Genomic DNA, 19,929 nt, shown 5'->3' with positions numbered 1-19,929 from the left:
TCTCTAGCATGTTTATCTGTTAAACTTGTACCAATCAAAGTTAAACAGTTTACAGCCTTTACGTCCTTTGAATACAAAATAAATATCTTGTATTCCTGTGACCGGTTTTACAATATCAGCCTGCAATGTTTTCCAGCATTCCCAACCTCCCGTTGAAGGAATAGTCAGTTCCGCAATTAATGGTCCGCTTATACTGTCTGTACGTACTTCAAGTGTCCCGCCACGAAGGGCACTGGCAACGGTAGCTGTAAACCGTTTGGGAGATTTATTGCCGAAATCCACTTCACGTACCTTTAGATAGTCTCCATTATGAATTTCAGATATATATATACCGGTTTTCACATTTGGCTCGGACTTCACTCCTTCAGAAAACGCTATAGTTTCAGCTTCCACCCTTTCGTAAGGATTGAGCGTACCTATCGGTGATGCCCCTCCCCGGGTAGCATTAATAATCGGGAAAGTACCGTCAGCGTTATATTTGAACTGCTCCACCGCTGCACTTCGCCCGAAGCCTCCACCCCCCGGCAGCTTACCCGTATGATAGAAAAAATAAGAATTGCCTTTATAGTCTATCACCCCACAATGGTTAGTAAACGAGCCTGTATCTTGTAAAGGCATGATTTCTCCCATATACTTCCACGGCCCAAGAGGTCCGTCACTCATAGAATAGGCAATATGTTCGGGTACACCTCCGGCAGCATAAAGAAGATAGTATTTTCCTTCCCGTTTATGAAGCCATGGGCCTTCTGTATAAGTATCTTTATACTTAACACCTTTGACACGTTTTTCCGGATTGGGTGCACCAAAGCTCTCAACAGTCTGTTCCAGTTTACCCACTTCACCTTTCAAAGAAATCATATCTTCATTCAATTCTGCATAATAGATATTCGGATTTCCCCAATACAGATAAGCACGACCGTCATCATCTATATATACGGTAGGATCTATATAATCCCAGCTCCCGTCATGAAGGGGTTTACCGATGGCATCCTTAAAAGGACCGACAGGCGTATCACCGACTGCCACACCGATCGCCATGGTATTGGTCAGTTTAGAGTGCAAACAGACATACCAATAAAATTTACCATTACGTTCGATGCACTGTGCTGCCCAGGCACGATCGTCCGCCCAAGCAAATGATTCAATAGCAAGAGGAGAACCATGGTCAGTCCAGTTCACCATATCTTTGGTAGAATACACGCGCCATTCCTGCATCCAGAAAAAATCCGCCTTATCTTCATCATGTCCCGTATAGACATACAATGTGCCATCATGCACCATAGGGGCAGGATCTGAAGTATAGCATGTTTGTACAATCGGATTTTGCGCAGATAAATGATGTGGCAATATCCCTAAAAACAGCAATACTGCTGCAACTTGTTTAAATTTCATATTCGTATTATTTAATGTTTAAACAGATTTGGAAGAAACTCTTTCAGGCAACGTCTCCAAGTCAACCATTCATGTCCCGTACCTTTCGATTCATAATAATCCACTTTGATTCCCAATTCACGGAGTGATTCTACCATTTTCTTTGTTCCCATTTGTTCTTCCGTACCACAACCAAGAAAGAAATAATTCACTCTTTTATTGAATCCGTCCGCATCAGAAAATACTCCGTTAAAACAAGTTTTCATGTCCAGTCCGAAAATTGCTCCGCTAAAACTCCCTATATAAGAGAACTTGTCAAGGTGGGGCAGTGTAGTATTGAAAGTCTGGTGTCCTCCCCACGACAATCCTGCCATTGCACGATGTTCGTGGTCGGTCTTGGTGCGGAACGTACGGTCTATCATAGGTATCAAGTCTTTCAGGATAACATCATAAAAAGTTGCGCCATACAGAGCCCGCTCTTCGTTTATATCCTTTCCGGGACGCGGCCGGAACGGAGCTTCCACATCTCCGCTATCCATCACTACCAACATCGGCACACACTTGCCAGATGCAATCAAATTATCCATAATGTGATTCATACGTCCTTGTGTGCCCCAGCCGGTTTCATCTTCTCCCATACCATGCTGCAAATATAGTACCGGATAACGCTTCTTCGGATGAGTTTCATACTCTGCCGGCGTATATACCATACACCGACGAAACTCTTTTTGTGTTTCCGAATAATACGTACAGGAACGAACTTGTCCGTGAGGTACTTGTTGAGGACGATAATACTCCCCCTCTTCACCTTCAGAGATTTCGATACCACTTGCCACACGGCAACAACCGAAGAACGTATAACTGGAAGGATCTGTTACCGACACTCCGTCTGCTATCAGGAAATAATAATGGAATCCTACAGGTAGAGGGTCGGTCGTTACCGTCCAGAGTCCTCCGGTATCTTTCCACATATCATACTTCTTTCCGCAACAATCCACTTGTAGCTTGCTAGCCTGCGGAGCATAGAAACGAAAATGAGCACGCCCCTCTTTATCCACCCGAGGATAGTCATATCCCGGAATATTAGTGGACGCCGGTTGGGTAGTAATCCCGGAGTTTGGTTCTTTCTCTAACAAAAGGAGTCGTTTCTCGGCATACCGCACTCCCAATTTTCTGTATCCTTCTGCCGTGAAATGCAAATTATCTTCTGCGGCAGGACAGCCTGAAGAAGGAATCACGTACGCATTCTGAATCACCTGTGGCAGCGTATTGATTATCTCATTCATGCTTGCACATCTGCCATTCTGGTCGGCATGCACTACTTCTCCCGCCAGTAAGGGAACATCCTTTGCCTGAAGATTCAAATCCCTCAACAGATTCTCATAGACTCTCTTTACTTTTTGAGGCCACTCTTTATCACCGGTATTAGACTCGCCTTGATGCAACAAAATACCTTTAATCACCCCAGCTTTCTGTGCTTCTACAGCCAATTCCTTTAGTCTACGATAAGGATTATTACCGTATGCTTTCACGGTAATTCTCAGCCATTCCGGTTGAGAGGCAATATGTTCTTCGCAATTCTCCTCATCAAACAGTTCAATCCTGCAACCACCTACAGCTACATTGATAACACCTACCTTAATATTATCAGGCAACCTTTTCACCAACGTACGCCCGAAATAATCGGTCGGTGTTAACCCTGTATGGCAACGTACTAACGGAGGAATAGCCTTATACCACTGTCCTTTGACACGTCCCAAAGACGGACAGTCAACAGCCGCCATCATCAGAAAACGTTCATTGACATTGCACGTATCCTGCGCTTCAATCTTTGCATTCCCTTCCATATTGGATTGTCCTAAACAAAGGTAAATATGGAAATTAGGGTCTTGTGCAAAGGCAAATATGCTTGCACATAACATACAGCTCAATAAAATAATATTTTTCATTTTGTAACAAAATTGATATTATTATTCATCCATTTCAGCATACTCTTTAAACCAGTGATAAATAGCCCACGGGCACGCTTCCGGGTCATTCAAAAAAGTATAGTTTCCCGGTTCACCCGCTACATCCCTAAAAGCAGCCAGTTCATGAGACTTTGTAGTAAAGAACAGCCAGGAAACATTGCCGGATTGATCGGCTATGTATTTGAAATTAGCTCCAAAACCTCCGCCTTTCGCCACTCCCGTAATACTTTTCCCCCATGTTGCATCATATTTCTTCGGTGCCCAGTCTATCTCAGTCACCATGACAGGAGCAAAACTAGCTACCGGACCTACTTGCTTGTCCCAACCACGTTGGAAAGGTTCATATCCCCCTCCTATAGAGGATCCATTTCCTTCACCACTGTCCTGTTCGGCATCACTTCCATACCAGCCCGGATAACAGTGTACGGCAAAACCTATATTTTCTCCTTCTATACGATGGTCTTTATAGCCACTATACTGAGATTGCCAGCCCAATCCGGGTACCCAAATGATATTGTTACAAGCATTTCCACGTATTTTATCAACAATCGCCTGAAAATACTTTTGCATATTAATGAAGCAAGCATCACCGTCTCCTCCATATATACCGTCTGCACCTTTTATATGAACGGGTTCATTAGCCAACTCGAACATAATCCCAGGATTATTCTTCACAACAGCATTCTGCGATACAATGTCCCACACTTTCAGTAGAAACTCCTGATAAGAATCTCCCAACTCTATACCTAGATACCTGTTATCTTCAGTATCACCTGCATGTGGACAAACTCCCGGCGGGCGCATCACCACATACATCCCTTTAGAAATAAAATATTCCGCCATCGGGACAAACAACTCTTTCAGGTACTTCTTGAAACGTGTTTCCGAAAAACGTTCATGTCCTTCATAACGTACATAAGGCAGCGTAGTATCATCACTCCAATAAGGATCCATATGCAGACGTACAAAGTTAAATTTCCATCCGGCAGCCAGTATTTTATCCACCATACTTTTGTTATAGCTAAGGCAACTGCTTACATCATAATTACTCCATGCGTTGTTATTAAAATAGGGACTATAGGTCTGCGTAAATCCATGCAAGTTGACAATTTTCCCTTGTTCATTTTTCAGATAACGTCCCTCTACATGTAAAGAAACAACCAGTTTCGGAGAATCAGGATCATCATCCGATTTATCACCACCGGTATCATCACCGACTGTTGTTTCTTCTGTTTTCTTTTCATTTTCCTCTTGCGGAATTTCATCCTTGCCACAAGCAGAAAACAGCAGACAAGACAAAGTTAATATACCTATTATTCTTTTCATAATTTCATCAATCTATTTAATTACATCTATTTAAAATAATAGCGGAGCTCTATCGAGAGACTCCGCTATCCGGACGAGCGTGCCTAATCTAAATCAGCATAAACTACATGATAGTTCTCTATCTCATTTATTTACTGGCAGTACCATTTTTCAAACCTTCAAGGAAACCAACATAGACAGGTTTGCGATTGTAATTCAAATCCCACAGACCAATTGGTTGTCCTTTTCTCCAGAAGGAGTTTTCAGAAGGGCTGTCTGTCGGACTCCAATGAGTGATGCCATATTGCTGTGCCACTGGAATAATCTCAAAGTATTTCTCAATAATAAACTGATAGAAATCAGACATATTCTGCTGCATTTCGTCTGTCAGATTCTCTGTCAGTATCGTTTCACCGGTTGCATCGACAATCCCCATATCCAATTCTGTGATCTTTATGAGCTTACTGGTAGAAGCTAACAGGGTAAACATATTGATAATGGCGTTTTCCTTACTAGCCTGAGTAGCAGGATTCATATAGTAAGACACATGCATTTGAGTACCGATACCGTCCACCTTTGTTTCCCCGTCAGACTCCCAACGTTCGATCCAATGTATCAAGCTCTTTAACTTCTTATTCTGATCCCAGTCGGATTCCAGATTATAGTCGTTAATAAAAAGCTTCAACTCATCAGGATTACCACCGAACTCCGCAAAATACTTACGCGCAAACTTAATCGGAATACGGGCGTAATCATCACCCAAATAATCCTGCCAATAGAAGTTCTCACCGGAGACACCATTATCATCTGTTTGAGAAGCTGACTGAAGATCGTAATAGCCATCCCCATCCGAATCTTTTCCGGAAATAGGTTCATTCACGACATCCCATGCCTTAACATAACCACCGCAAGATTCCAACATACCTTTAATCCAACGCTCCAATTCGTTCGTTAGGATTTCTTCTTTCTCTTCCGGAGTCAGAGGAATCGTATTACCCGATTTCTGCCAATATATAGACAAATCATCAATATAGATGGTACCGACATACTTCCCATAATTAAAAAGAATACGAGTAGCCGCATCTCCCGTGCAGTTGGTAAATACAGTAACCTCTTCCCATTCTGTTGTAATTGGTATAGAAGGGAAGTCACCACGCCCGGCAAATCCGTCCGGTTTTTGAAAGGCCGCCCCAATACTACCTGCTACACTGCCTTTAATCTTCATCTTTAAGAAATAGGTAGTCCCTTCTGTCAAAGGAGCTGAAAAATCATAGCCAGCCTGTGCTTCCCAAGGATTTACTTCCGACGAATTTGTCATTTGATGTACTCCGTCAATCACCTGCCGAGTCGAATTATTTCCCCACCCCATCATAGCTGTTCCACTTGAAAAGTCATCCTCTAATATATATACATTAGTTAACACGGATCCACTTTCCTGAACCTCCTCTATACCATAGGTAAAATCAATCCAACTCGCTTTGCTCCATCGGGACAAATCTTTGCTTTCTTCGAAAGTAGAGTTTATAATCAAATTTCTATCAGAGCCCGCGGCAGTCAATGTTAAATCATCAAAATACAAATCACCGCCAAACAAACCGAAACAGAATCGTAACCTATCTATATCAGCAGAAGGCGTAAACGTGAATGTGTTAGTTGACCATTGCTCACCCGCTGAAAAAGTCCCTGCACCATATTGAGTGTCAGATCCATCTTTCTTCCCGGGCCAGAACGGAAAGGTTATAGCCGAAGAAGCCTTCATCCGCACACTTATGGTATATTCTTGATTTGCTATTAATGATTCATCTAAATCATAATACAATTCCCAATCCCATACATTCGCTTGAGGCTTCGAGGTTTTTATATGAAGTGCGATTTCTGAACTTCCAGGAATCGGTTCCGGTTCTTTATCAGCAATCAGCCCATTCAAATAAGCATTTTGCTGCTGTGAATGCCAACAGAGCGTATGCCCGTAAATACTGATTCCCGTTTCTTTAGCAGTTTTCACAAACTTCTTGACTGTACCGAAATCCATATTTCCTTTGGCATCTACACAGGAGCTATATTTCATGGCATTACCAGCCGTCACGTCGTCATAGTTATTGACAGTCAAAGTATAAACCAAATCTTGCTTCAAGAAGTCACTCACCGTGACTCCCGTTCCCAACTTGAAGTCGGGATGGGAGATACGATCAATATATGTTTTCAAATCACCATATTCGTTCAAGTACTCATACTTTTTCAGACTCTCCGGTTTCTCCGTCTTGTAGTCCGCAAAAAGCGCATCCGCACAAGATACAGTTATTCCGACAACCATAGCAAGCAGTAAAATTCTATTATAGTATTTCATATTCTTCTAGATTTAACGATTAATTCTTCACATAGACCGGCGTAAAATCTTCTCTTGCCACACCACGACTATGCGCAACCAATGTATCTTCTGTTTCAAACTTTAATCCATTACTGAAATCCACAGTATACTTCAAATAAATGGCATCACGATCTTTATTGCCCCAACTATTCTTCTCACCGTCTTGAACAAACTTACCTGTACCAGTAGCCGTAACGCCGTCCAACCCGGAAACCACACATTCATCGCCATTAAAAGCCAGCAGTAACTTATAACTGATATTACGCGGATTGTCCGTTGTCCCCAAATTGGTAGTAACTGTAAGAATGGTTTCAGTCAAGGATTTTGTTACAGTCTGACATATTTCATCATCTTCTACATACTCGTTATGACGATCATTCTCGGTAGTTGTCCCGTTTTCTGTCACTTTGTCCACGCCATGACGCAGATACTTACCAGTCCATTTATTGATGTATTTCACACAATAAAGTACATAATCCTGTGGTTGCACCAACCACACTGACGAATTACATCTGACGGCTTCTGCTCCTTCGGACAAAGTACCATTCAAAATACGGTCAGCATTAGTCACACCTGTCATTACCAAAGGTATGACATAGGTAGCGGTCAGCGCTTCGGGATCAGCAAAGAAAGCATCAGTAAATGAGACTTCCACACCATCCATCAATACATTCTTCAGAGTGATCTTATCATCGGATAATGTATAGTAATTGGAAGGCATAGCTTTTACCGGCACATTCTCAGATGTAGAAGTGTACGAGTAATAAAGGTTATCACACAATGTATTGTCTACTTCAATATCTATCGTGATATCCTTCTTATTAGCATAAACACCGCCCATAGTAGCATTAATCTTACATTTATGAGCGTTGTCCAACGTCGTATCATACTCATCTTCACCCATAACCAACGTTCTCACCGGATACTGGGTTGCAAAATAGACTGAAGTGCCGCCCTCATAATCAGGAAATTCATTATCTTGATTTTCACAGGATGTCATCGTCCATGAAACAAAAACTCCAACTGACATGGCAAATATTAATTTAATTAATTTCATATGCTTCATTATTTATTATTTTACAATTATTTCCAACCGGCATTCTGTTCCAGATTGCTCCACTTCATTACTTCAGCAAAAGGTATTGGCCCGTAAATCATATACTCCTCATACTTTCTTTTCTCTACCGTAAGCGGAGAGTAGCTCATTATAGAACCGCTCTTGCTTATTTCCACCCCAAGAGCAGTTTCATTCAGTTTGGTCAAATCAACATTCCAGCGACGTAAATCCCAGAAACGGAAATTCTCAAAACAAAGTTCGATACGGCGTTCATTACGGATTAGTTCACGCATCTTGTCTTTATTATCCTTTATGCTCTCCAAATAAGCATCTCCATTATCCAGACCTAAACCGGCACGCGTACGAATGGCTTTGATTACATCATAAGCACTAAAAAGATGTCCATGATTATTCTGTGGTCCCCAAGCCTCATTAGCCGCCTCCGCATAAATCAGAAACATCTCTGTATAACGGATACGTGCCGTATAATGCTTCTTCTTTGTATTATACTGTGAATTAGGGTTACACTCTTTACGCAATAGTTTCCGCAAGTAATAACCTGTACGAGTAGACTTTCCGCTTTCCTTATTCACAACGTCCGTATTCGTACCGTAAGTCCCTGTAATAATTTCCGTATCACTAGGACCTTGCTTGCTACCATTGTAAACGATGTATTTTGCCAAACGCGGATCACGGTTATCATACGGGTTTTCTGCATTGTAATTGCCTGATGTTTCAGAAATAGGGTAACCATTCGCCATAGGAAAGGCATCCACCAGATTCTGGGTAGGATTGACACGACCGTTTCCGTAAAGTGATGGAGGAAAGTTAGCTGTTTCCAATGTATTATTATCATCTGTACTACTACGCCAGATAACCTCGGCGGGACTGCCGCCCGTTCCATAATCTTTATCCGCAAGTGTATACCACTCCAATCCATCTGCATCCAGCCCGCAGCCGCCGCCACCGTTAGCTTTCTCTATAATTTCAGCAGCATAATCGGCAGCTTGTTCCCAAGTCATTCCCGACCCGCTTTGAAATGCCGGACTGGCAGCTAACAGAGCCGTTTGTGCACGGACTGCCAATGCAATCCGTCCGCTCATCAACCCTCTATATTCTTCACCACAAACACGCCGATAATCACTCGCATTCGTCACACCGATGTTTCTATATTTTTCCGGTATCTCACTATCTGCAAATTTCTTATAATCGAGCGGCAATAATTCGATAGCCTTACCGGCATCTTCCATTATTTGCTTCACGCAATCGGAATAAGTGGCACGAGCATGATTAAAATCCGCATCCGGTCCTTCTGATTTCAAAATAATAGGTACTCCCATCAATGTGCCGTCCACAATCTTACCACCATGTGCACGTAACAAATAATACATATGCAGTGCACGCAACCCATAAGCCTCTCCTTTCAAACGATCAAGAAACATAGTAGAGATACGTTCGTCTTTAGCCCATTCTACCTTATCCACATTCTCTAAAAAAAGATTGATATACAGGATAGCGTTGAAACGATTCTGCCATTGGGAAACCGGATTATTATTGGCAGTCCAGGAACCTGTAGCCATTCGCAGATAGTTACTGGAAATCTCATTAGTCACAGCATCATCCGTAGCCAAGTCACTTGTAGGTGAAGTTTCGTAAGGGAGTATAATATAAGCGTTCGCAAGTATACCCTGCGCATAGCTCGGCTCTTTATGCATAGCTTCAAGATCTCTGTTGTTCTCCAGTGCCGGTTCAAACAAATCGTCACAAGCAGTCAGCAGAGGTAAGAAAGCCAATAATTTGAATATATTTTTCATAATTTCGTTCTTTAATTATTGAAATAATCTGTATTAGAAAGTTGCAGTCACACCTAAATTATAGAAGCGGCATTGCGGGCTGGAGCCAACATTCAATTCCAGCGCCTTGCGTTCCTTGGATATTGTGAGTAAATCAGAACCGCTGATATATGCGGATACTCCATGAACAAAACTATTCTTAAACCACTTGGAAGGTAGATCATACGTGACCTGTACTTTTGCCAGACGGAAAGCATCCGTCTTATACATCCAGAAGTCGGAAGAATAAAAGTTATTAGTTCCACTTTCTGTAGTCAAACGCGGATAAGTAGCTGTTGCTGCCGTTTCCGGAGTCCAACGCCCCCGGACTACTGCCGAGTATTTATCTTCACCGGATATCCAATAATAAGACTCGTTGTTTTTCATGGCATGTCCGCCAAACTCACCTGTACCCAATACAAAGAAAGTTAATCCTTTCCATTTAGCAGTCAAGTTTATACCCAACGCCAAGGGAGCTCCATACCAACCGCCACGAGCCAGATAAACCTGATCTTTATCATCAATTATACCGTCATTATTCTGATCTACATATTTCAAATCACCCGGTCTTATTGTACCGCCAAGACGCTGTTCAGGAGAATCTATGATGTCCTGCTCATCCTTGAAGAATCCGATGCACTGTAATCCCCAAATACCGTCAACAGCATATCCTTTACGGTATTGGTATTTATCCTGATGCAATTCATCCCGCTTGGTAGCTTTCGTTGTATAGTAAGTTCCGGTAACGCCCGCTGTAAAATCAACCTTACCGAAACGTTTGTTGTAGTTTACGTTGAAATCAAATCCCATGCGACGGTCATTATCGTAGTTGATGTACGGACGAAACGAAGCGGTCGGGTAATAAGTGAAGAAATACTCCGGATACTGAGTAGTAGAAGTCACGATTTTACCTTCGATTGAATTAACAAAGAAAGATGCATCCGCTGTTATCATCCGGTTCCATAAAGAAGTTTTCAGATTAACAGAAAGCTCTTTACGCTTGATAAAGCTTAAGTCTTCATTCGCCCCTTGTTTAGAGTTAGTAGAGTGTAGTGATACACTCTCGCGCCATCCCCACCATGCACCGTCCGATTGGTTGTAATAACCATCATACATATAATAGTTGTCAATTCCCAAATCCGTATTCAAGATACTGCCAGACACACTCAACATCAGTTCGTCCACTACCGGAGATTTTTCCAGAAAGCTCTCGTTGGATAATCTCCAGCCCAATGTCAAAGAAGGTGAGAAAGCATTACGATGTCCCGGAGCCAACTTTGCAGAATGTATAACAGCCCCACCAAAATCGGCATAATATTTATTGCGGAAGTTATATCCCAACTGCATGCCCAAATTTACATTGCTTGTCTTATGATATTCTCCTGAATAACTTTGTTGATAACCGGAGGCTATTAACATGGCAGCCAAATGATGATCATCATTAAAAGTGTTCTCGTAATCGAACTGACCGGAGAATAAAACAGTCTGGTTATCCGAACTGCCGCTGATATTCTGCACACCAGACTTCTTATCCTCATTGTATTTTGTCAAACCGACAATAATATCTTTCCCCCCATTATTAGACCAGGTAGGAGCATATGTGGCATAGCTGTTATTATAAGAAGTGATATAAGCAGTAGAGTAATCTACAGAAAACCGAGTATGAAAAGAGAGTCCTTTCAACACCTTGTCCAAACCAATGTTCACTCCCGCATCAAACTGGAACGAACGATCTGTTGCTTTGCTATAACCTGAAGCATAATAATCGCCAAATACATTTGTCATATCAGATTGTGTTCCGGCCAAAAAGTATTTTCCATCAACTATATTATTGCTATTCGCCACCAAATCCCATGCACTGGCTGCATTTGCATCAATATAGCTCAACGGAATCAACGGAGAAATACGATTGGGACGCAATGTAGATGCCGCACTCCAATAATAAGAGCCATTGGCACTACGACGTGAATAGAAAGATACTTTAGCATTCACATAAGCTGTAATAAAGTCATTCAATGTCAAATCTACGTTACCGCGAATATTTAAACCATTGGTCCCATTATGCTTCGCTTCACCGATTTTGAAAACGTCATTGGAACGAAGATAATTTATATTCGTATAAAAATGGGCACGATGATTGCCACCCGAAATTTCGGCTGTAACATCCGAACGATTATATACCTTCTTGATATAGTCCGACGAATACATATTCACATTAGCATAACGATAAGGATTCTCACCGGATCCATAATGGTAAATATCTTCCGCGCTATAGAGAGTACCGAGCCCGTCATTGGCACGTGCTTCATTATAAAGAGTCATGTATTCGGCCGAACCTAAATATTCGGGGTAACTCTTTGCGACATAAAACCCTGTATTAGCACGTACATCTACTTGAAGGTCCGTACTCTTACCTCTTTTGGTTGTAATCATAATTACTCCTTTAGCCGCACGACTACCATAGAGCACCACAGCTTGCGCACCTTTCAAAAAGGTTATTTGGCTGATTTCCGTAGGAGAAATATAATCAATATTGCGAGGTACCCCGTCCACCAATATCAGCTTTTCATCCATTCCCCACAATGAGTTTCCATTGTAACCACCGACATATCCCTGCATATCGGTCAAGCTCCATGTATTGTAATTTTTCTTCGTCAATTCCTCTACATTTACTACTGAGACACCTCCTAATAAATTGCTCTGAGAAACCTTTCGGAAAGCTACCTGCACCAACGAATCGTTTTGCAGCGAACTTGCATTATCCCCTGCCAACTCTTGTGCACCGGTAGAAATAACAACCGGAAAAACAAGCACTGCACTGAGAATGAATCTTCTATATATATGTTTCATTGTTTATTCATTTATAATTATACATTCAGTAACCATAAGGAATTACCATCCCGGATTCTGCGGGAATTCAGCATACAGATACACGTCATTATCCAATAAGGGGAACCAGTAATGCTTCGTTCCAAATACCCGTTTCAAAATAGTCACCTCACGGAAGTTTCTCACTTCTGCCTCTGCCGGATCATTATTCTTATAAAAGTCTTCATTCTCTACACGTTCGAATTCTTGTGAAGTCTTAATAATATAGGGTTCTTCGGTCAGCAGCAACCAACGCTGCAAATCGTTAAAGCGGAAACCTTCGAAAGACAACTCGACAGCACGTTCACGACGAACTTCATCCATAAATTTCCGGGAATTGGAAATATATTCCGGACAAAGAGTACCTTTTTCATCACCCGGCTCTCCTCCACCAACAGGGCCTACTCCCGCACGTTTACGCAAAGTATTGATCGCATCTTCGGCCGTTTTACCAAAATTCGTAGATTTACCTGCAGCACCATCTACTGCCGCACAAGCCTCAGCGTACATCAGATAAATATCCGCCAAACGCATGTAAGGTAAGTATGTATGCAGGTTACCTGACCAATTATAGAGCCCATCATATTTATTAGCCTGATGCGGTACTAATTTCTGGATGAAATAGCCGGTACGGCTGGCATTGGCCACGGCTCTCATAGCTCCACCCGTATACAGGGTGCAATAGCGCAAGAATTCCTTGTCTGCTTCAGGAATAGCTGCATTGACATAATGGAATCCGTCAAAAACTATGTCATGATAAAAACGGGCATCACGATTTCTAAATGGAAAATTCTTTCTAAAACCGGATTTTGTTTCATCTTCACTCAATGGCAAACCGTTCTCCATACCATACAAATTCACATAGTTGGCGGTAGGCTGGTGAATGATATTATCATGTTCAACCAAACCATAAATTTTAGGTCCCCACAATTTGGTCATATTCCAGTTACTACCGTTGAAGTCTTCGGACGGACCACGGAAAATAGCTTCTGTAGTACCCGGCATTTTCCAGTTCTGACCAGTAGTATAGAATATTTCAGAATAACTATCAGAAGCAGATGCCGATTTGGTATGATTGTAAATATCACTATAATCAAACTGCGCCAATGCATATTGCGTCTGCCCGCTTTCGACAAGTGTCAGTAACTCTCCGAATGCCTCTGCAGCTTTTTTTGCATATTCTGTATTGTAATTGTAAGTATTGCTTCCACCTAGCTGCGCACCATGCTCCATCAAAGGACTGGCAGCCCAAAGATAATTCTTGCCCAGATAGCCTAATGCCATAATCTTGTTGATACGCAAATCATTCTTACCCGCGGTTTGTTTGCCAACAGTTGTGTTATCCCAATTAATAGGAAGCAAATCCGCTGCCATACGGAAATCGGCTGCCGCTTTATCCGCACATTCCTGATAACTCAGACGTGGCAAAGACATTTTCTCTGTAGCAGATAAGACTGTATCAATATAGGGCAATCCGCCAAAATATTGCATCATTTCAAAGTGCCACCATGCACGGAAAAAATAAAGTTGACCGGCAATCAGGTTTTTCTCCTCATCCGTAGCTTCCGTTAACCTTTCTAGATTAGCGATGCCAATGTTAGCCTTACGTATACAATACCATGCATGTGGCCACAGTGAATGTTTAAACTTAGCATTGCCGTCACTGTTCGGATGATAAGTAGCCGTAGGATCACTGCCGGTACGATAGAGCCAGCATTGATTATTGGTAGACCATGCACGGAAGTTACCCAAATCGACCTGATGCGTCATGTGGCTGTCACCTTCCGGGTTGAATATTTCATCATCTCCCCAGTTCCAGGAAGTAGTATAATTGTTCTTCTCCTTATCAGGAATACAGTTGTATATTTCCTCGATAAACCCCTGAAAATTCCTAAAGTTCTTAAATGCTTCTTCTTCAGACACGGTAGAGTCAGCTTCCTTGTCCAGATAGTCCTCACAAGATGAAAATCCCAACGAGAAGAGCAATAAGCTACCGCATAAAAGAGTTCTATATATTTTTCTCATAGTACTTTGATTATAATGTAAATTTAACACCTAAGTTGAAACGTTTCACCGTAGGATACGCCCCTTGATTGCCCGAACCTGCATAATTCGATTCACGGTCGTCCGGCATCTTAGACCATACCCATAAGTTGTTTCCATTTAAGTAAATCTTCAAATTTTTCACCCCGAGTTTTCGCACCCATCCATCTGTAAAGGTATAGGCTATCTCTGCATTTTTCAGACGAATGTAAGAACCGTCATAATAGTATTGCGTACCATTACTGTAACCGCTCACCTTTGACAACCAGCGCGGAGTTACAACATCGGCCGCATCGCCAGCCTCAGACCACCAACTACCCTGGTCGTACACCGTATTCATCTGACTGCCGAAACTGGTCAACTGAACGACACGAGTCACATTATTTACACCATAGAACTGTACAAAAGCGCTGAATCCCTTCCACTCAAAGCCAAGAGTAGCATTATATGTGTTCTGTGGAGTATCAGAGTAACCGTAAGGAGCTTGGTCCTTGCTGTCGACTACGCCATCACCATTGAAATCGACGATATAATAGTCTCCGGGAAGACGTTGTGAATTGTTTGTATCATGCTGCGGGCTACCAATCACATCGTCATAAGAATTCAAATATCCATTATCAATATATGCCTTATTCTGACCAATGGCATAACCAGCCACCTTTTGATACCCAGCCAACAATGGAGCATCGTCTTTTTCAAGTATCTTATTTTCCGCATGGGTCATGCTCATATTAGCCCAAACGCGCATCCTATTGGAAAATGTCTTGTTGATACGAAGTTCCAACTCATAACCTTTGGTTCTAACCTTACCTAAGTTAGCGGTAACTGCTGTAGTACCAAAATAAGAAGGAATAGCCCGATCGCTTCCACCCACCAGAATATCAGTACGTTTATCACGAAAGACTTCCACGCTACCTGCAAACAAGCCATCCAAAAACGAGTAATCAATACCAAAATTCAATTTCTTTACTTTCTCCCAATGCACATCAGAATTACCTACTGCTGATTCACGATACCAAGTATATGGGCTTTCACCACGATCTACATCCAAAGACGAGGTTCCGCCGTAAGCCCATTGGTTCATATACAACCAACGTGTTTTTACATTATCATCACCAATTTCACCGTAAGAAGCACGAATTTTCAACATATCCAAAATTCTGCGTTCTTTCAAGAATTTCATAAACGGTTCTTCACTAACCATCCATCCGATAGCACCGGAATTAAAAAACGCAAAACGATTTTCTTTGCTGAACTTCTCGGAACCATTATAAGCACCATTATATTCAATAAAATACCGATCCGACCAATTATAAGTAGTACGGAATGCCCAGTCTTCACGATAGTGAGGAATTTCACTTCCTGTAGCCGTTTCCTGACGACTGAACAATCCCATAAGGGTAACATTATGCTTTCCAAAACTACGGGCCCAATTTAATTGTGCCTGATAATTAAGATTACGCTGTGTCGCCCAATTCTTGACTTCACCACCTTCCGTATTCCACATTACACCCTGCATAAAATCAAAACCAGTATTGTTGTCATACGACTTTTTATAACTGACCTCACCTGTATCCGGATTAATCCATTTATGTTGTGCGTCGTTATATAGGTCATTGATACCGCGCTTCCATTCTACAAAAGTATTATCCCAAGAAACCATAGCTCTTGCACTCAATCCTTTCGTTATAAAGCTCAAATCCTGCTCCAATGCAAAGTCAGTTGTTATCTGTGTAGTAGTGGTAGTCATCGTACCTCCCAATGACACATTTTCTGCAGAGTTGGTAACATTCGAGATATTCGGATAATATCCCCACGAACCATCCGAATATTTCGGAAGGAATACATCCGGAGCAATATTATACGCCCCCGCCCACTGCTGGGCAATCGACCAGTCGGCCGAACTATCATAATTGGAATTATTATAAGGAGTTTTCTTGTATCCATTAGAGCCTGCTACATTAACCTTAAAAACAGTACTCTTGGTTATCTGGAAATCCAGATTACTACGTACATTAATTCTGTCATACCCATAACCGGAATTATAATCACGCCCATTATCAAATACATCGAACAAGTCTCCCTCATGCACATAATCGACAGAAGCGAAATATTTTACAAATCGAGTACCACCGCTGACATTCACATTTGCATTGTAGGACATCGCATAGTCTTTGAACAATACATCCTGCCAGTCCACATTCGGATAGCGTTCCGCTTCTTCCAAATTTGCCGGATTACGATACTTATTAATTATTGCCTGCGGCTTTATGTACGACCATGAATCCGGATACAAGCTCAACTCATGCTCAATAGCCATATTACGCGCCATCAAAGCATCATAAGAATCCAACTTGTTAGGAAGTTTAGAAGGTATCTTCATCGTGGCATTGGCTGCAATGTTTATTTGGGCAGCTCCCTCAGTTCCGCGTTTGGTCGTTACTAAAATGACACCATTTGCACCTTTCACACCATAAACAGCAGTTGCAGAAGCATCCTTCAAGACAGAAATAGATTGTACAGAAGCAATATCCACACTGCTCATCGGACGTTCTATGCCATCCACCAGTACCAACGGGTCACTATTATTCCATGAACTAGTCCCACGTATTGTGATTTTCGGTTCTTCCTCACCCGGCATACCGGAGCTTTGAGTCGTTATAACCCCCGGCAGGTTACCGGTTAACGCCGCACCAATATCAGAAATGCCAGCCGCCCGTTCCAATACTTTTCCAGTGGTCTGCGTGATAGCACCTACCACACTCGCTTTCTTCTGTTGTCCGTAACCTACAACTACGACTTCTTCCAGTTGTTTAGTATCATCTTCCAACACCACTTTAATAAGACCTTTGGAAACCACTTTTACTTCCTGTGGCTTCATTCCTACATACGAAACAATAAGGGTAGACTTCTCATTGGGTACGGTCAATACAAAATTTCCATCTATATCTGAAATCGTACCTATTGAATTATTACCCTTTAAAACTACTGAGGCCCCAATAATCGTCTCACCATTACTGTCAAGAACTGTTCCTCTCACCGTCATTTCTTTTTGTGCTTGTGCTGTTACAAAACTAAACAACATAAGGAGAAACAAATAAGGAATCTTTTGAATTTTCTTCGTTACATTTTTCATTACCATTAGTTTAAGATGTTAATTAACCACATTGTTTTCTAATCATCATTCTTTTTTTAATTGCACTAGCCGTCATTATAAATACCACTCATAGTTACTAGTATTAGATTTATATAAAAAAAATAATTATTTGCAAGTAGCGTATAATCCGATTGTAGTACCAGTAAATCCACCAGCCGTTGTAGTAGAGAGATAACTGGAATCTACATCTTTACAAAGCAGTTTCCAGCTTTTTTCACCATCAATAGAATAATAGAAATCGTAACCAATTCCTTGAGATACTAATTTCAAATATACTTCATTTGTATTTGCGTCTATTTCATCTGAAGCCAATGTCTGTTCCTTTTCACCAATTTGTTTCAGAGAAATATTTTTATTCTCACCCACTTTATTCAAGCAGAAGAAATATTGATGCGTCTCATCTTTAAACAACAGCATTCCTGCCATTTCCTTGTCGTCAGAAGGATTGAACAACATACGGGTAGCACATTCAAATTTATGATGTTGCAACCGACGGCAGACAAATGCCGGAGTCTTCTTCTCCGTAGCGCTAATATCCGCACACTTCAAGGTCAAATATCCGGGTGTTTCCGACAAAGAATATAGATCGGATGCAGAAGTTCTTAAAGTCATCCATGGCATATCAAGTACAGGAGAATCAAAGTTCTCTATTAACTCGAAATTACCATAAGTAACTGTCGTATCGCGTTTCGCACCTTCACGTTTTACAATCATAGGTACTAAATCATCGCCTTGTGTCATGTACGGGAATCCGTCTTCACTCCATTTCACCGGCATCATAAATGTTTCACGTCCCAAATTCTCAAACTGATTATTAATAGGGCGACAAGCCAGAAAAACAGCCCACCAATCTCCCTCTTTTGTTTGAATCAAGTCTGCATGACCAGCACAGGTTACCGAATTAGGACGGTCAGAATTCAAATGTCTTTGCGTCAGAATCGGATTGTTTTTCCATGGAAGAAATTTACCCATCGGAGAATCACCACGGAAAATCACTTCCGAATGCCAGTTCCCCGTTCCACCTTCGGCGGACATCAAGAAATACTTTCCATTTATTTTATATAAATGAGGGCCTTCTATCCAAATTGGTTTATCTGCCGGTTGAGCTCCTTTGTTTACAAGAATTTTACGGGGACCGATCGTCTTATCCGCCTTCACATCAAACTCTTGTATGCGTATAGTACGGTGTCCGCTATATTCAGGTTTATTATCCGGAGCCTCATCATTATTAACAATATATGCCTTACCATCTTCATCAAAAAAGAAAGAAGGATCAATACCTCCGACCTCCGGCAACATGACGGGTTCCGACCATTCACCAAACGGGTCTTGCGTCTTAACAAAGAAATTCCCGGCTCCGACATTGGTTGTTACCATATAATATGTCTTGTTATACGGATTATAAGAAATAGCCGGAGCAAAAATACCGCCACTCACTTTCTGTCCTTCCATCTTCACTAATTGCGAAGCACGATTCAACACATGTCCTATCTGTTTCCAATTCACCAAGTCCTTGCTGTGAAAAATAGGAACACCGGGAAAATAGGTGAATGTAGATGTTACCAGGAAATAATCACCTTCTCCATTTGTGCAAACACTAGGATCGGAATACCATCCCGGCAAAATAGGATTATAAAAATAATCTTCACCTGACAGAGGATTGGAAATATAAAAATCATCATTTCCTTTATAGGAAAAATAATCAAAGAGAGCCACAGATTTTCCAATAGTCGGTAATTGTTGTTCTTTCTTTGAGTTACATGACATCATTGTTATCCCTAACATAAATATGGAGAGCCAAACGATTGACATTGATTGCATAACCTGTGTATTCTTCATAATACTTCTTATTTTCTTTATAATCAAATATGAATTACTATCCTTTTCTGCAAAGATATCCCAGCTCATAAAACTACAGACATAATTATGTTACGGGCTTCTTTTCCAAAATAACATCT

The 19,929-nt window shown here is 41.5% G+C and carries 9 protein-coding genes and 1 pseudogene; all 10 read right to left on the bottom strand.

All coding sequences use genetic code 11. The features are described 5' to 3' along the window. Nucleotides 1–12: 12 nt before the first annotated feature. Nucleotides 13–1,392 carry a glycoside hydrolase family 43 protein gene (locus tag AB3G73_RS19690; RefSeq protein WP_148364026.1) on the bottom strand — a complete coding sequence of 460 codons (1,380 nt, stop codon included), beginning with the start codon at nt 1,390–1,392 and terminating at the stop codon, nt 13–15. Between the two features lie 11 nt (nt 1,393–1,403). After that, a complete protein-coding gene (locus AB3G73_RS19685; RefSeq protein WP_217721839.1) occupies nt 1,404–3,320 on the bottom strand; it encodes a sialate O-acetylesterase in 1,917 nt (638 codons plus the stop codon). Nucleotides 3,321–3,353: 33 nt separating this feature from the next. Further along, nucleotides 3,354–4,679: pseudogene (locus tag AB3G73_RS19680) on the bottom strand (glycoside hydrolase family 5 protein); the annotation flags it as partial. A gap of 115 nt (nt 4,680–4,794) precedes the next feature. Next, nucleotides 4,795–6,993, bottom strand: coding sequence for an endo-1,4-beta-xylanase (locus tag AB3G73_RS19675; RefSeq protein WP_320982875.1), 2,199 nt, complete (start codon nt 6,991–6,993; stop codon nt 4,795–4,797). Between the two features lie 19 nt (nt 6,994–7,012). Then, nucleotides 7,013–8,071 (bottom strand): DUF5627 domain-containing protein, encoded by a 1,059-nt coding sequence (locus AB3G73_RS19670; protein ID WP_143867439.1) that lies wholly within the window; start codon nt 8,069–8,071, stop codon nt 7,013–7,015. Between the two features lie 26 nt (nt 8,072–8,097). After that, nucleotides 8,098–9,885, bottom strand: coding sequence for a RagB/SusD family nutrient uptake outer membrane protein (locus AB3G73_RS19665; protein WP_367745467.1), 1,788 nt, complete (start codon nt 9,883–9,885; stop codon nt 8,098–8,100). Nucleotides 9,886–9,918: 33 nt separating this feature from the next. Beyond that, nucleotides 9,919–12,753 carry a SusC/RagA family TonB-linked outer membrane protein gene (locus tag AB3G73_RS19660; RefSeq protein ID WP_367745466.1) on the bottom strand — a complete coding sequence of 945 codons (2,835 nt, stop codon included), beginning with the start codon at nt 12,751–12,753 and terminating at the stop codon, nt 9,919–9,921. A 42-nt stretch (nt 12,754–12,795) separates the two neighbouring features. Further along, nucleotides 12,796–14,796 carry a RagB/SusD family nutrient uptake outer membrane protein gene (locus AB3G73_RS19655; RefSeq protein ID WP_148364032.1) on the bottom strand — a complete coding sequence of 667 codons (2,001 nt, stop codon included), beginning with the start codon at nt 14,794–14,796 and terminating at the stop codon, nt 12,796–12,798. 10 nt (nt 14,797–14,806) lie between these two features. After that, nucleotides 14,807–17,956 (bottom strand): TonB-dependent receptor, encoded by a 3,150-nt coding sequence (locus tag AB3G73_RS19650; RefSeq protein ID WP_259011327.1) that lies wholly within the window; start codon nt 17,954–17,956, stop codon nt 14,807–14,809. A 120-nt stretch (nt 17,957–18,076) separates the two neighbouring features. Next, the gene (locus tag AB3G73_RS19645; protein WP_217721825.1) at nt 18,077–19,810 is read right to left on the bottom strand and encodes a glycoside hydrolase family 43 protein; all 1,734 of its coding nucleotides are present in this window, start codon (nt 19,808–19,810) and stop codon (nt 18,077–18,079) included. Nucleotides 19,811–19,929: the final 119 nt, after the last annotated feature.

Origin of the sequence: Bacteroides sp. L008 (assembly GCF_040812255.1) — a bacterium.
Lineage (GTDB): Bacteria > Bacteroidota > Bacteroidia > Bacteroidales > Bacteroidaceae > Bacteroides > Bacteroides vicugnae.
Note: the sequence above shows the minus strand (reverse complement) of the source record. Positions and strands in the feature narration are given on the sequence as shown.

What these genes read in the sequence shown, in the direction of transcription:
- AB3G73_RS19650 (WP_259011327.1), bottom strand. Translation starts at nt 17,956, where the DNA reads ATGGTAATGAAAAATGTAACGAAGAAAATTCAAAAGATTCCTTATTTG.
- AB3G73_RS19660 (WP_367745466.1), bottom strand. Translation starts at nt 12,753, where the DNA reads ATGAAACATATATATAGAAGATTCATTCTCAGTGCAGTGCTTGTTTTT.
- AB3G73_RS19670 (WP_143867439.1), bottom strand. Translation starts at nt 8,071, where the DNA reads ATGAAATTAATTAAATTAATATTTGCCATGTCAGTTGGAGTTTTTGTT.
- AB3G73_RS19645 (WP_217721825.1), bottom strand. Translation starts at nt 19,810, where the DNA reads ATGAAGAATACACAGGTTATGCAATCAATGTCAATCGTTTGGCTCTCC.
- AB3G73_RS19685 (WP_217721839.1), bottom strand. Translation starts at nt 3,320, where the DNA reads ATGAAAAATATTATTTTATTGAGCTGTATGTTATGTGCAAGCATATTT.
- AB3G73_RS19675 (WP_320982875.1), bottom strand. Translation starts at nt 6,993, where the DNA reads ATGAAATACTATAATAGAATTTTACTGCTTGCTATGGTTGTCGGAATA.
- AB3G73_RS19655 (WP_148364032.1), bottom strand. Translation starts at nt 14,796, where the DNA reads ATGAGAAAAATATATAGAACTCTTTTATGCGGTAGCTTATTGCTCTTC.
- AB3G73_RS19665 (WP_367745467.1), bottom strand. Translation starts at nt 9,885, where the DNA reads ATGAAAAATATATTCAAATTATTGGCTTTCTTACCTCTGCTGACTGCT.
- AB3G73_RS19690 (WP_148364026.1), bottom strand. Translation starts at nt 1,392, where the DNA reads ATGAAATTTAAACAAGTTGCAGCAGTATTGCTGTTTTTAGGGATATTG.